12 protein-coding genes are annotated in these 12,583 nt (G+C 64.0%); 7 read left to right on the top strand and 5 right to left on the bottom strand.

Features of this window, described 5'->3' with window-relative positions; translation table 11 throughout:
* Window positions 1-104 precede the first annotated feature (104 nt).
* The 4 genes from malQ (at window position 105) to msrB (ending at window position 7,144) form a co-directional block, all read left to right on the top strand.
* Window positions 105-2,294, top strand: coding sequence for a 4-alpha-glucanotransferase (gene malQ / locus AHA_RS18275; RefSeq protein ID WP_043127315.1), 2,190 nt, complete (start codon window positions 105-107; stop codon window positions 2,292-2,294).
* A gap of 82 nt (window positions 2,295-2,376) precedes the next feature.
* A complete protein-coding gene (glgB, locus tag AHA_RS18270) occupies window positions 2,377-4,554 on the top strand; it encodes a 1,4-alpha-glucan branching protein GlgB (RefSeq protein ID WP_011707356.1) in 2,178 nt (725 codons plus the stop codon).
* A complete protein-coding gene (glgX, locus tag AHA_RS18265) occupies window positions 4,554-6,695 on the top strand; it encodes a glycogen debranching protein GlgX (protein ID WP_011707355.1) in 2,142 nt (713 codons plus the stop codon). Before glgB ends, glgX begins: the two co-directional genes overlap by 1 nt.
* A 56-nt stretch (window positions 6,696-6,751) precedes the next feature.
* Window positions 6,752-7,144, top strand: coding sequence for a peptide-methionine (R)-S-oxide reductase MsrB (gene msrB, locus AHA_RS18260; protein WP_011707354.1), 393 nt, complete (start codon window positions 6,752-6,754; stop codon window positions 7,142-7,144).
* Window positions 7,145-7,224: 80 nt separating this feature from the next.
* Here msrB and chrA read toward each other — a convergent pair whose 3' ends face one another.
* From chrA to AHA_RS18240, 4 genes are all read right to left on the bottom strand, one after another.
* Window positions 7,225-8,397, bottom strand: coding sequence for a chromate efflux transporter (gene chrA, locus AHA_RS18255; RefSeq protein WP_172583088.1), 1,173 nt, complete (start codon window positions 8,395-8,397; stop codon window positions 7,225-7,227).
* Between the two features lie 205 nt (window positions 8,398-8,602).
* Window positions 8,603-9,046: a nucleotide triphosphate diphosphatase NUDT15 gene (locus AHA_RS18250; RefSeq protein ID WP_011707352.1), complete on the bottom strand. Its 444-nt coding sequence runs from the start codon at window positions 9,044-9,046 to the stop codon at window positions 8,603-8,605.
* 106 nt (window positions 9,047-9,152) lie between these two features.
* Window positions 9,153-10,157 carry an NADP-dependent oxidoreductase gene (locus AHA_RS18245; RefSeq protein ID WP_011707351.1) on the bottom strand — a complete coding sequence of 335 codons (1,005 nt, stop codon included), beginning with the start codon at window positions 10,155-10,157 and terminating at the stop codon, window positions 9,153-9,155.
* Between the two features lie 82 nt (window positions 10,158-10,239).
* On the bottom strand, window positions 10,240-10,686 hold the full coding sequence (locus AHA_RS18240) for an organic hydroperoxide resistance protein (RefSeq protein ID WP_164927745.1): 447 nt from the start codon (window positions 10,684-10,686) through the stop codon (window positions 10,240-10,242).
* 142 nt (window positions 10,687-10,828) lie between these two features.
* Here AHA_RS18240 and AHA_RS18235 point away from each other — a divergent pair, with 142 nt between their 5' ends.
* From AHA_RS18235 to AHA_RS18225, 3 genes are all read left to right on the top strand, one after another.
* Window positions 10,829-11,254 (top strand): MarR family winged helix-turn-helix transcriptional regulator, encoded by a 426-nt coding sequence (locus tag AHA_RS18235; RefSeq protein ID WP_016351946.1) that lies wholly within the window; start codon window positions 10,829-10,831, stop codon window positions 11,252-11,254.
* A gap of 33 nt (window positions 11,255-11,287) precedes the next feature.
* Complete coding sequence (locus AHA_RS18230; protein WP_011707348.1) at window positions 11,288-11,515, top strand: hypothetical protein; 228 nt, start codon at window positions 11,288-11,290, stop codon at window positions 11,513-11,515.
* A 145-nt stretch (window positions 11,516-11,660) separates the two neighbouring features.
* Window positions 11,661-11,978: a hypothetical protein gene (locus tag AHA_RS18225; protein WP_005304873.1), complete on the top strand. Its 318-nt coding sequence runs from the start codon at window positions 11,661-11,663 to the stop codon at window positions 11,976-11,978.
* A gap of 89 nt (window positions 11,979-12,067) precedes the next feature.
* Here AHA_RS18225 and AHA_RS18220 read toward each other — a convergent pair whose 3' ends face one another.
* Window positions 12,068-12,544: an Lrp/AsnC family transcriptional regulator gene (locus AHA_RS18220; protein ID WP_005304871.1), complete on the bottom strand. Its 477-nt coding sequence runs from the start codon at window positions 12,542-12,544 to the stop codon at window positions 12,068-12,070.
* Window positions 12,545-12,583: the final 39 nt, after the last annotated feature.

Genomic DNA, 12,583 nt, shown 5'->3' with positions numbered 1-12,583 from the left:
AATGTGCGCGGTTTAGCATGGCCCATAGAGCCACTGTTCAAGTACCACCCATAAAAATTAATCAAAATAGTATAGATAGAATCCACAGCGGGAATTCTCAAACTATGACCACCCTGATTGAACAGCTGGCTGCCGCCAAAGGTATCGCCAGCGAGTATGTTGATGCCTGGGGCCACCCGGCTCAGGTATCCGAAGAGAGCAAGGCCGCCATGCTGGGCGCCATGGGTTACCGCGTCGATGACGAGGCCGCCCTGACCGAGCAGCTTGAGCAGGAGCACCGCCAGCACTGGCTGCGTGCGCTGGATCCCGTGATGGTGGTCCGCAGCGGCGAGCCCATTACCCTCGAAGTTCGTCTGCCCATCGAATTCGTCAACGACGCCCTCAGCTGGCAGCTCAAGCTGGAGCAGGGCGGCCTGTTGTCCGGTCAGCTCACCCCCATCGACGGCGAGCTGGTCGGCGTGGCCGAATTCGAAGAGATGGAGTGCCAGGCCTATCGCGTGGCCCTGGCTGTGCAGCCCGAGCTGGGTTATCACGATCTGATCCTGCTGGAGGAGGGCAACGACGAGCCGCTCGCCAGCATGCGCCTCATCGTTGCGCCCAAGGCGTGCTACAAGCAGCCTCCCATCGCCAATGGCCGCAAGGTGTGGGGCCCGAGTGTGCAGCTCTACTGCCTGCGCAGCCGCCACAACTGGGGCATCGGCGATTTCAGCGATCTGGGCCAACTGGTCGAGAAGATGGCCGCCTGGGGCGCTCACTTCGTCGGTCTCAACCCGATTCATGCCCTCTATCCGGCCAACCCGGAGAGCGCCAGCCCCTACAGCCCCTCGTCCCGCCGCTGGCTCAACGTGGCCTACATCGATGTGGAAGCGGTGCCCGAATTTCTGGCCAATGCCCGGCTCAAGGCCGAGGTGGCGAACCCCGCCTTCCAGCAGCACTTGAGCGAGCTGCGCGCCAAGGGCAACGTGGATTACACCGGCGTTGTCGAGACCAAACTCGGCATGCTGCGTCAGGTGTTCGACCAGGCCAGCCTGAGCGCCGAGCGTCAGGCTGCCTTCGATGCCTTCGTTGCCGCCGGCGGCGACAGCCTGCAGCAACAGGCCGCCTTCGATGCCCTGCAAGCCCACTTCTACGCCAAAGGCGAGAATGCCTGGGGCTGGCCGGTGTGGCCGGAGCCGTTCCGTGATTACCACAATCCCGAAGTGGCGGCCTGGATGGCCGAGCACCGCCAGGATGTGAATTTCTACCTCTATCTGCAGTTCCTGGCCGACGAGCAGCTGGCCCGGGCCGACGCCCGTGCCAAGGCGGCCGGCATGGTGATGGGGATCTACCGCGATCTGGCGGTGGGCGTCTCCGAAGGCTCCACCGAGATCTGGGCCAACCGGGATCTCTACTGCCCGAAAGCCTCGGTCGGTGCGCCGCCCGATATTCTGGGTCCGCTCGGCCAGAACTGGGGCCTGCCCCCCATGAACCCGAACCAGCTGTTCGAGGCGGCCTACCAGCCGATGGTGGATCTGTTCCGTGCCAACATGCGCTCCTGCGGCGCGCTGCGCATCGACCACGTGATGGCCTTGCTGCGCCTGTGGTGGGTGCCGCCCGGAGAGTCGGCCGCCAAGGGCGCCTACATCTATTACCCGGTCAACGACCTGCTCGGCATCCTGGCCCTCGAGTCCCACCGCAACCAGTGTCTGCTGATCGGCGAGGATCTGGGTACCGTGCCGGAGGGGATCGACGTGACCCTGAAAGAGAACGGCGTCCACTCCTACAAGGTGTTCTTCTTCGAGCGCTCCAAGGCCGATGGCGGCTTCATCTCTCCGGCTCACTACGCCGAGCAGGCGATGTCGGCGTTGACCACCCACGACATGCCGACCCTCAAGGGCTTCTGGCATTGTGACGATCTGGCGTTGGGACGTGAGCTGGGCTTGTATCCGGATGAAGACGTACTCAAGACCCTGTATGCTGATCGCCACCAGGCCAAGCAGCGGATCCTCGACAGCCTGCACGGCCACGGGGTGATCTCCGGTAACATCAGCCACGACGTGAACTGGGTCGGCATGAACACCGAGCTCAACCACGGTCTGCAACTGCACATGTCTCGCGGCAGCTGCGCCCTGTTCAGTACCCAGCTGGAGGATTGGCTGGAGATGGACAAGCCGGTCAACGTGCCGGGCACCAGTTACGAGTACCCGAACTGGCGCCGCAAGCTGTCTACCGATCTGGAGGATATTTTTGCCAATGAGGCGCTCAAGGCGCTGGCAGGCAAGATGAGCCAGGCCCGTGACGAGGCCAGTCGTTGAGCCACTGCCGACAAAACGTGACTCACTTACATCCGCTTCGGCCCAGGCCGGAGCGGATGCTCAGCTATGAAAGGAAATCTCGATGCTCGTTGAACGTTTGGTTGCAGCCCGCTGTTCCGATCCCTTCTCCCACTTAGGCCTGCAGGCCAATCCGGATGGGCCCGGCCTCAAGCTGACCGTCTGGTTACCCGATGCCCAGGCCGTACGGGTCAGGGATCTCAAGTCGGGCAAGATTGTTGCCACCCTGGCGCCCACCGATGATTCGGGCCTCTTTGAAACTGTTTTCACCCGCCGTAAAAATCCCTTCCCCTACCAGTTGCTTGCCGACTACCCAGATGCCAGCGTCGAGGTCATCGATCCCTACCAGTTCCAGGATGCGGGCTGGGCCGGGTTGGCGGAACTCACCTACCAGCCGGAAAACCTCTACCACACGCTCGGTGCCCAGCTGCGCACCGTGGCGCATCTGGACCAGCAAGTGGAGGGGGTGCGTTTTGCAGTCTATGCGCCGAGCGCCACTGCGGTGAGCCTGATCGGCGATTTCAACTTCTGGGATGGCCGCCGTCACCCGATGCAGCGCAGCCAGTGCGGTCACTGGGTGCTGTTCGTGCCGGGCCTCAAGGCCGGGGATCGCTATAAATTCGAACTGAAAGACCCGGCGGGCAACCGGCTGCCGCACAAGAGCGACCCAGTCGGTTTCTACTGCGAGCAGTACCCCTCGTTCGCCTCCGTGGTCTATGACCACGACCAGTACCAGTGGCAGGATGCCGCCTGGCGCGAGAGCCAGCTCAACGACAAGCGCGAGCAGCCGCTTTCCATCTACGAGCTGCACGTGGGCTCCTGGAAGCGTCACCCCAACGGCGACAGCCTGAGCTGGCGCGAACTGGCGGTGGAACTGGTGGATTACGTCAAGGGGATGGAATACACCCACATCGAGTTGCTGCCGGTCTCCGAGCACCCGTTCAGTGGCTCCTGGGGCTACCAGCCGGTGGGCATGTTCTCGCCCACCAGCCGTTACGGCACGGCTGATGATTTCAAATACTTCGTGGATCAGTGCCACCAGGCCGGTATTGGCGTCATCCTCGACTGGGTGCCTGCCCACTTCCCGTCCGATGCCCACGGGCTGGCCCGCTTCGACGGCACCCCGCTCTACGAGTACGAGGATCCGCGCCGTGGCTGGCACCCGGACTGGAACTCCTACATCTATGACTTCGGTCGCAATACGGTGCGCCAGTTCCTGGTGGCCAGCGCCCTGTTCTGGCTCGACAAGTTCCACGTCGACGGCCTGCGGGTGGATGCGGTCGCCTCCATGCTCTATCTGGACTATTCGCGCAACGCCGGCGAGTGGGTGCCCAACGTCGATGGCGGCAACCACAACTACGAGGCGATCAGCCTGCTCAAGTGGACCAACGAAGAGGTGTACGGCAAGTACCCCCACGCCATGACCATCGCCGAGGAGTCCACCGCCTTTGCCGGGGTCTCCCGTCCCACCTTCCTGGGGGGCCTGGGCTTTGGCTTCAAGTGGAATATGGGCTGGATGCACGACACCCTCACCTACATGCAGAAAGAGCCCATTCACCGTCGCTACCACCACAACGACATGACCTTCTCCATGGTGTACCACTATGACGAGAACTTCATTTTGTCGCTCTCCCACGACGAGGTGGTGCACGGCAAGCACTCCATGCTCTACAAGATGCCGGGTGACGAGTGGCAGCAGGCGGCCAACCTGCGCGCCTACATGGGCTTCATGTATGCCCATCCCGGCAAGAAGCTCAACTTCATGGGCACCGAGATCGCCCAGAGCAACGAGTGGAATCACGATGCCCAGCTGCCCTGGCACCTGCTGCAGTATCCCAAGCACGGTGGCCAGCAGCGGCTGATCCACGATCTCAACCACCTCTACCGTCATGAACCTGCCTTGTATCAGGCGGATTATGAGCAAAACGGCTTCCGCTGGCTGGATCACAACGACGCTGACAACAGCATCTTTGCCTGGCTGCGGGCCGACAAGCAGGGGGCCAACCCGCTGGTGGTAGCCTGCAACTTCACGCCGGTGCCGCGGCTTGCCTATCGGCTCGGGGTGCCGGCGGCCGGTCACTACCGGGTGGTGCTCAACACCGACAGCGAGCATTACTGGGGCAGCAACTATGATGTGGGTCTGGTCTTCGTCGCCGAGCCGACCCCCTGGCAGGGGATGATGCACAGCATAGTGCTGGATCTGCCGCCGCTCGCGACCTTGTTCATCAAACAGGAGTCTTGATGTTCGCAATGGAAAAGGGGCAGGACCATCCGCTGGGGGCCCTGCTCGACGAGACAGGTTGTCACTTCTGCGTCTGGGCGCCGCAATCGGACAAGGTGGAGCTCTGCCTGTTCGACGAGCAGGAGCGGGAGCTGGCTCGCCTCGAGCTGCCCGGCCGGCGCGGCCAGTACCGCTTCGGCCATGTGCGCGGTGTCAAGGCCGGTCAGCGCTACGGCTACCGGGTGTACGGCACGTCGCAGGAGGGGATGCTGTTCGACCCGGACAAGCTGCTGATCGACCCCTACGCCAAGGCGCTCAGTCGCCCGACCCACTGGGATGATGCCCTCTATCAGGGTGACAGTGCGGCCATGGTGGCCAAATCCGTGGTGGTGGATGATGCCTTCGACTGGCAGGGGGTGGGTAAGCCCGCCATCGAGCCGGCCCGCACCGTCATCTATGAAACCCACGTCAAGGGCTTCACCCGCCAGCATCAGGGGGTGCCGAGCGAGCTGCGCGGCACCTATCTGGGCATCTGCCACCCGCTCATCATCGAACACTTGAAGTCCCTCGGCATCACTTCGGTGCAGTTGATGCCGGTGGCGGCCTTCATGTCCGAGCCCAGGCTCGAGCAGCTGGGGCTGACCAACTACTGGGGTTACAACCCCATCGCCTTCTTCGCCCCCGAGCCGCGCTATGCGGCGCAGGAGGCGGTGACCGAGTTCAAGACCATGGTGCGCGAGCTGCACAAGGCCGGGCTCGAGGTGATCCTGGATGTGGTCTACAACCACACCGCGGAGTCGGGTTTCGACGGCCCCATGCTCTCCTTCAAGGGCTTTGACAACGCCGGTTACTACGCCTTCGAGGCGGGCGCCCACGGCCCCGACTACACTCGTCACGCCAACGTCACCGGCTGCGGCAACAGTGTCAATCTGGATCACCCCAACAGCCTGCGGCTGGTGCTCGATGCCCTGCGTTACTGGGTCACCGAGATGCAGGTGGATGGCTTTCGCTTCGATCTGGCGGTCACCCTGGCGCGGGAGGCGGGCGAGTTCGACCCCATGGGGGCCTTCTTCAAGGCCATGATGGCGGATCCCGTGCTGGCACGGGTCAAGCTCATCGCCGAGCCCTGGGATATCGGCCCGTTCGGCTACCGGCTCGGGCAGTTCCCGAGCCAGTGGCTGGAGATCAACGACCGCTACCGCGACACGGTGCGCGCCTTCTGGCGCGGCGATGCGGGCAAGATGGGGGACTTTGCCACCCGGTTGGTCGGCTCACGGGATCTGTTCCCGAAGAACTGGCGCTCCCCCCATACCAGCGTCAACTACCTCTGCTATCACGACGGCTTCACCCTGGAGGATCTGGTCTCCTACAACCAGCGCCATAACCAGGCCAACGGCGAAGACAACCGCGACGGCCACGGCAACAACCTCTCCAACAACCACGGGGTGGAGGGGCCGACCCTGGATCCGCGGGTCAACAATCTGCGCCAGCAGCAGAAGCGCAACCTGATCGCCACCCTGCTGCTGTCGCAAGGCACCCCGCACTTCCTCGCCGGCGACGAGATGGGCCGCAGCCAGCTTGGCAACAACAACGCCTACTGTCAGGACAACCAGATCAGCTGGGTCAACTGGCAGTGGCGGCCGGAGGATGAGCGGCTGCTCGCCTTCACCCAGCAGATGCTGGCGCTGCGGGCGGAGTCCACCGTCTTCTCCAACCTGCAACTGAGCGACGACAGCTGGAACGGTGCTCCCAGCAGCTGCCACCAGGTCAACTGGTATCACCCGGACGGCCATCAGCTCACCGATCAGGACTGGCACGCCCCCATGGGGCAGGCGTTCGCCATGGACATCGGCATGATCGGCTGCGGCGGGGAGCGCTGGTACGTGCTGTTCAACGCCAGCGACTACGACATCCAGTTCCGTCTGCCGCCGCCGGGGGAGGGGCTGGAGTGGATCCAGACCATCGACACCGCCACCAACGACGGGCTGCCGTTCCTGCCTGACGACATCAAGCGGCAGGTGGCGGTGGGCCGGGCCCATTCCCTCAAGCTGCTGGAGCGGGTCGCCCTGAGTGCGGTGGCGCTGGCCGAGGAGGGAGTGGTCGCCACCCCGGATGTTGCCGTCGTGTTGCCAACCGGATCACAGTTCCCGCTGGCGGGGTAGAGCGCGGCGCCCTGACTGGGTATGCTGGGCACCGATATTCACGGCAAGGAGTCAGTATGAGCGGCAACACCCCCAACCCCGAGCAGTGGCGCCGGCAGTTGAGCGCCGAGCAGTATCACGTCTGCTGGGAGAAGGGCACGGAGCGTCCCTACAGCGGCGCCCTGCTCCACAACCGCAAGAGCGGCGACTACCTGTGCGTCTGCTGCAAGCAGGTGCTGTTCCACTCGGATGCCAAGTTTGACTCGGGCTGCGGCTGGCCCTCGTTCGATCGGGCCATCGAGGGGACCGTGACCTACACCGAGGATGGCAGCCACGGCATGAAGCGGGTGGAGATCACCTGCAGCCAGTGCGGCTCCCACCTCGGCCACGTCTTCCCGGACGGGCCGACCGAAACCGGTCAGCGCTACTGCGTCAACAGCCTGAGTCTGGATTTCGATCCCGAGTCCTGAGTCTGGCGCCCGGCATCCATGCAAAAACGGCCCCCTGCCTTGGCAGGGGGCCGTTTCTTTGTGGCCGCAGCCAGGGCGTATCAGGCAAGCAGCAGGGTGGCGACCACCAGCAGGGTAGCCAGCGCCAGAATCGGCAGCTTGAGTCCCCGCAGCAGGTAGAAGCCGATGGCGGCCAGTGCCAGGTCGCTGGGTGCCAGCACGGCGCTCTGCCAGACCGGCTGATAGAGCGCCGCCAGCAGCAGACCCACCACGGCGGCGTTGATGCCGGCCACGGCGCCGGCGAGGCGAGGGCGGGCCAGCCAGCTCTGCCAGCAGGGGCCCATGGCCCACAGCAGCAAAAAGCCGGGCAGGAACAGCGCCAGGGTCGCCAGCAGGGCGCCGCCCACCGGGCTGGTCGGCAGCAACTGGGCGCCGAGATAGGTCGCCAGGGTGAACATGGGGCCGGGCACCAGCTGGGCCAGGCTGTAGCCGGTCAGAAACTGCTGCTGATTGAGGCTGTGGCCCACGCTCTCCGCCAGCAGGGGCAGCACCACGTGGCCGCCGCCAAACACCAGGCTGCCGGCCCGATAGAAGTCGGCGACCAGCTGGCCGACGGGGCCTCCCAGCAGTGGCAGGCCGACAAACAGCAGGGCAAACAGCAGCAGGGTAGGCCAGTGGGGTTGGTGCACAGGGATGGACTGAGCCGCTGAGGACTGTGGGCCTGGTGTTTGCGGCGCGCCGATGCGGGCACAGAGCAGGGCAGCGCCCGCCAGCATGACGAGCTGGGTGAGCAGGCCGGGCTGCCACCAGAGGGCGGCCGCGGTGGCGACCATGATCCCCTGATTGCGCGTCGTCTTGCAGAACTGGCGGCTCATGGTGAGCACCGCATCGGCGACCACCACCAGCGCCAACAGCTTGAGGCCGTGCAGGGCGGCATCGAGCCAGACGTTGTTGCCGAGCTGGCCCAGACCGATCGCGGCGGCCAGCAACAGCAGGAAGGAGGGGAGGGTGAAACCGGCAAAGGCGGCCAGTGCCCCAGCGAGCCCGGCTCGCTGGCGGCCGATGGCAAAGCCGAGCTGGCTGGAGGCGGGGCCCGGCAGCAGCTGACAGAGGGCCAGCAACTGGGCGAATTCGGCCTGAGTCAGCCAGCCAAGCCGCTCGACGAAGGTGCGCTGGAAGTAGCCGATATGGGCGGCCGGCCCGCCAAAACTGATGCAGCCCAGCCAGAGAAATTGCATGAATACCTGTCCCACCTCGTCGCTCCCTTTGCGCATTCCATCAGACGGTGGAGATGATATGACAATGGGATGACTTTTTGATGACTATCGGGGTGGATTGCGGGCGGGCTCACGGGGACGCCAGCACTGGCTGGGGAGGCGGTGGGGCCCGTCGTGGTGGGACGGGCCGCTGTACGGGCTATTTTGCGTGGGAGGGGGCGGTCGGCATATAGCAACGGCCGGCCAGCCTGTAGGCGATGGCTTATGGCGCCGGGTGGCTTGAGGTCGGCAGGTAGCAACGATTCGCCAGCCAGCAGGCGATGGACTGGCGGCTGGCATCGAAGTGGGGCTCTGGCAGATTGCGCGGGTCGCACCAGACCCAGCCTTCGCACTTCTCCGGCTCCAGCAGCTGGGGCTCTCCCTCTACCTCGGCCAGCAGGGTGACCGAGACATAGTGCAGGCCGCTCTCACGCCAGGTCTCCAGGTTGTTGGTGACGGCGATGACGCTGGGGTTGCTGATCTGAAAACCCGTCTCCTCGGCCACCTCCCGGATCGCTGCCGATTCGAACGTCTCTCCCAGCTCCAGATGGCCGCCGGCGATGGACCAGTAGGGGGCGTGGCTGCCCTTGCGTTTGCCAAGCAGCACCTGGCCCTGGCGGTTGGTGAGGATTACGCCGACACCGACGCGGGGATAGGGGGTAGACATATGAGCTCCTTGCAAAGACGAGACAGACCATAAAAAACGGGCCCACCTTAGGGCGGATGGGCCCGTCATGCAAGCAGTCTGCGGCGTCAGGCGCCAGTGCTGCGGATCACGCCAGCTTGACCAGCATCTTGCCGGTGTTGCGCCCTTCGAACAGCCCGATGAAGGCCTGCGGCATGCTGGCGAGCCCCTGATAGACGGTCTCTTCGGCCTGCAGGGTGCCGGCGTCGAAGGCCGGGGTCACCTCGGCCAGAAACTCCCCGTAGTGCTGCCAGTGATCGAACACGATCAGCCCCTGCATGGTGAGGCGCTTGCGGATTACCTGGGAGAGGTTGCGCGGGCCGCTCGCCTCGCTCTGGCCATTGTACTGCTCGATGAGGCCGCACATCACGATGCGACCGTGCACCACCATGTGGTTGAGGGCGGCGTCCAGCATGGCGCCCCCCACGTTCTCGAAGTAGACGTGGATCCCCTCCGGTACCAGCCGGGCCAGCTCGGCATCGAGATCCGGGGTCTCACGGTAGTTGATCACCTCGTCGGCCCCCAGGCTCTTGAGGTAGGCCACCTTGTCGGCCGACCCGGTGGAGCCGATGACGCGGGCCCCCGCCCGTTTGGCAAGCTGCACCACCATGGAACCGACGGCGCCGGAGGCGGCCGACACCAGCACGGTTTCCCCGGCCTGCAGTTTGGCGATGCGGTTGAGCCCGGTCCAGGCGGTCATGCCCGGCATGCCGAGGGCGCCGAGAAAGAGCTGGGGTGGCAGGCGGGTGTCGGGCAGTCTGGTCAGCTGGGCGCTATTGGCGACGAAGCGATCGCGCCAGCCCAGCATGCTGCTCACCCGGTCGCCCACCGCGAAGTCCGGGTGACGGGAGGCTTCAACCACGCCGATGGCGCCGCCATCGAGGGGGCCGTTGAGGGGGAAGGGGGGCACATAGCTCTTGGCTTCGCTCATGCGACCGCGCATGTAGGGATCCACCGACAGCCACTGGTTGGCTACCCGCACCTCTCCTTCTTGCAGCTCGGGCAGAGCCACCTCGGTCAGGGTGAAATCGGCCAGACTGGGCAGGCCGACCGGGCGACGCAGCAGCTGGATCTGATGGCTGGACTGATTCATGGTTTTTTCTCCAGTGTGAGGGGGGTTGGCAACCTGCGGGTCGCCAGCATGGCTATTTCCAAGGGGTTGAGGCTGAACGGGTTCACGCCGTTTCATCCAGCGGGGCGCCGTTGAGCAGCAGACGGGTGACCACATTGCCCCGCATGGCGTTGGAGAAGGGGCAGGTCTGGTGGGCCAGCCGCACTATCTGCTCGGCCTGCGCCGCCTGTTCAGGTTGGGTCGTGGCGAGCGCTACGTCCAGCGTGATGGCGAAGTTGAAGCGGCCATCGTCCAGCGCCAGCAACTCGACTCCGGCGGTGACGGGAGCACTGGAGAGGGGCGCACCGAGTTTGTGGGCCACGTGGATCAGCGCATTGGAGAAGCAGGCGGCATAACCGGCGGCCAGCAGCTGCTCCGGGTTGTTGCCCTTGCCGTTGCCGCCGAGGGCGGTTGGCAGGGCCAGTGCCAGCTGCAGGCTGTTGTCCAGGGTGTGAACCTCACCGTTGCGGCCGGCCTGGGCGATGGCTTGAGTGCGATAGAGCGTCTTCATGTCGGGGTCTCTGATTTTGTTTGTGTGCAAAGTAAATCCAGACTAATCCCGAAAATGCGGGCTGACAACTATTTTGTGTGCAAATTATTCAACCCCCGATTTTCCTGGGGTATACTGGCCCCAGTCGTTAGCGAGGTGCCCCATGAGTGAATTGAAAAAGCAGGTCTGTTTTGCCCTCTACAGCGCCTCCAACGCGGTGATGCGGGCCTATCGGCCGCTGCTGGACAAGCTGGATCTCACCTACACCCAGTATCTGGTGATGCTGTCGCTGTGGGCGCGGGACGAGGTCAGCCTCAAGGAGATCGGCCAGGAAACCGGGCTGGATGCGGGCACCCTGACCCCCATCGTCAAGCGGCTGGAGAGCAAGGGCTGGTTGACCCGCACCGTCTCCAGCGAGGATGAGCGGCAAAAATGCATTGGCCTGACCGAGGCGGGGCGTCAGCTGCAGCAGGAGGTGAGGGAATGCTGTCTGGCGGACAACTTGCGCAATCAGGTGGATCTGGCCGATGCTGAACTGGCCCAGCTCAAGCAGCTCTGCGATCGCATCTCGGCCCAGCTGGGGCGTTGAGTCGGCCCATCCATCCAGTCTGAGGATCCACCCATGAAACTCCTGTTGCCCCTGTTTGTCCTGCTGCTGACCGCCTGCAGTTCTGGCTCCCATGCCCCTTCGATGGCCATCGACGATGCCGATGCCTGGCAGGCTATCTGCAAGGACGGCACCCGGGTGCGGGCCGTGGTGGAGGAGGGGATCTGCGCGGATCATCGCGGTGTTGCCATGTGGACGAATAAGCCAAGAGCCGCACGGATGGCAGAGGAAGCCGCCAAATAGTGTGATCCAGGCGCCATAAAATGACACAACCGGCCGACTGGCCGGTTTTTTTCGCGATCCCGTCGGCACTTTGCCATCTTGTTCATGGTGCGCTCAGTTTTCTCTTCCCATACTGGCCCTACAGTTCCAAAAGAGGAGAGACGAGATGCAATCATCGTTGGTTGGGCTCTCCATTCTGTGGGGGCTGGCCAGTTTTGGTGTTCAGGGGGATTTCATCGAGAGCCGTGATTCCGTTGCGCCATCCTGGCAAGCCGAGTCCAGAGTGGAGATGGAAGGTTATCTGATCGAGTCGCTGGGTGAAGATCGCTGGCTGTTCGACAACGGCAGCGAGAGCCTGCTGGTCTCCCTGCCCCAGGGGCAGTGGGTGCCGACCGGCGAGCGGCTGCGGGTCAGCGGCGAGCCCCAGCAGGAGCAGGCCGGCTGGCTGTTGCAGGTGCAGGATGTCAGCCAGGTAGCGGTCTGAGTGCAGGCTGCTGACTACAGATAAAAGAAGAGGAGGCCAGTGGCCTCCTCTTCTTTTATCCGGTCTGGCCCGCCGATCAGGGCCGGCGGTCAGCCCAGATGGTTGAGCGGCAGCGCCGTCTTGTGCTTGATCCGGCGCAGCACGAAGCTGGAGCGCACCCCGGTCACCCCCGGAATGTGGGTCAGCTTGTCCAGCAGGAAGTGCTGGTAGTGTTCCATGTCCCGCACCACCACCTTGAGCTGGTAGTCGGCGTCGTTGCCGGTGATGAGGTCACACTCCAGCACTTCGGGCAGCTCACTGATGGCGCGGTCAAAATTTTCGAACCGCTCCGGGGTGTGCCGGTCCATGGAGATGTGAATGTAGGCGGTGAGGGTCAGCCCCAGCTGGCGGGCGTTGAGCAGGGTGACGTGGGTGTCGATGAGACCGGCATCCTCCAGCGCCTTGACCCGGCGGGAGCAGGGGGAGGGGGAGAGCCCGACCAGCTCGGCCAGCTCCAGGTTGCTGATGCGGCCATTCTCCTGCATCAACTCCAGAATATGCCTGTCTATGCGATCAAGTTTCAGCATTCTCCGTTCCTCGTTGCAATTACTAATTCACTTTTCCTA

Origin of the sequence: Aeromonas hydrophila subsp. hydrophila ATCC 7966, from assembly GCF_000014805.1 — a bacterium.
Classification (GTDB): domain Bacteria; phylum Pseudomonadota; class Gammaproteobacteria; order Enterobacterales; family Aeromonadaceae; genus Aeromonas; species Aeromonas hydrophila.
This window is presented reverse-complemented; position numbering and strand designations above follow the sequence as displayed.

Coding starts and splice junctions, on each gene's coding strand:
- glgB (WP_011707356.1), top strand. CDS start 2,377: ATGCTCGTTGAACGTTTGGTTGCAGCCCGCTGTTCCGATCCCTTCTCC.
- AHA_RS18240 (WP_164927745.1), bottom strand. CDS start 10,686: ATGAAGACGCTCTATCGCACTCAAGCCATCGCCCAGGCCGGCCGCAAC.
- glgX (WP_011707355.1), top strand. CDS start 4,554: ATGTTCGCAATGGAAAAGGGGCAGGACCATCCGCTGGGGGCCCTGCTC.
- AHA_RS18230 (WP_011707348.1), top strand. CDS start 11,288: ATGAAACTCCTGTTGCCCCTGTTTGTCCTGCTGCTGACCGCCTGCAGT.
- chrA (WP_172583088.1), bottom strand. CDS start 8,397: ATGCGCAAAGGGAGCGACGAGGTGGGACAGGTATTCATGCAATTTCTC.
- AHA_RS18235 (WP_016351946.1), top strand. CDS start 10,829: ATGAGTGAATTGAAAAAGCAGGTCTGTTTTGCCCTCTACAGCGCCTCC.
- AHA_RS18245 (WP_011707351.1), bottom strand. CDS start 10,157: ATGAATCAGTCCAGCCATCAGATCCAGCTGCTGCGTCGCCCGGTCGGC.
- AHA_RS18225 (WP_005304873.1), top strand. CDS start 11,661: ATGCAATCATCGTTGGTTGGGCTCTCCATTCTGTGGGGGCTGGCCAGT.
- AHA_RS18250 (WP_011707352.1), bottom strand. CDS start 9,046: ATGTCTACCCCCTATCCCCGCGTCGGTGTCGGCGTAATCCTCACCAAC.
- msrB (WP_011707354.1), top strand. CDS start 6,752: ATGAGCGGCAACACCCCCAACCCCGAGCAGTGGCGCCGGCAGTTGAGC.
- AHA_RS18220 (WP_005304871.1), bottom strand. CDS start 12,544: ATGCTGAAACTTGATCGCATAGACAGGCATATTCTGGAGTTGATGCAG.
- malQ (WP_043127315.1), top strand. CDS start 105: ATGACCACCCTGATTGAACAGCTGGCTGCCGCCAAAGGTATCGCCAGC.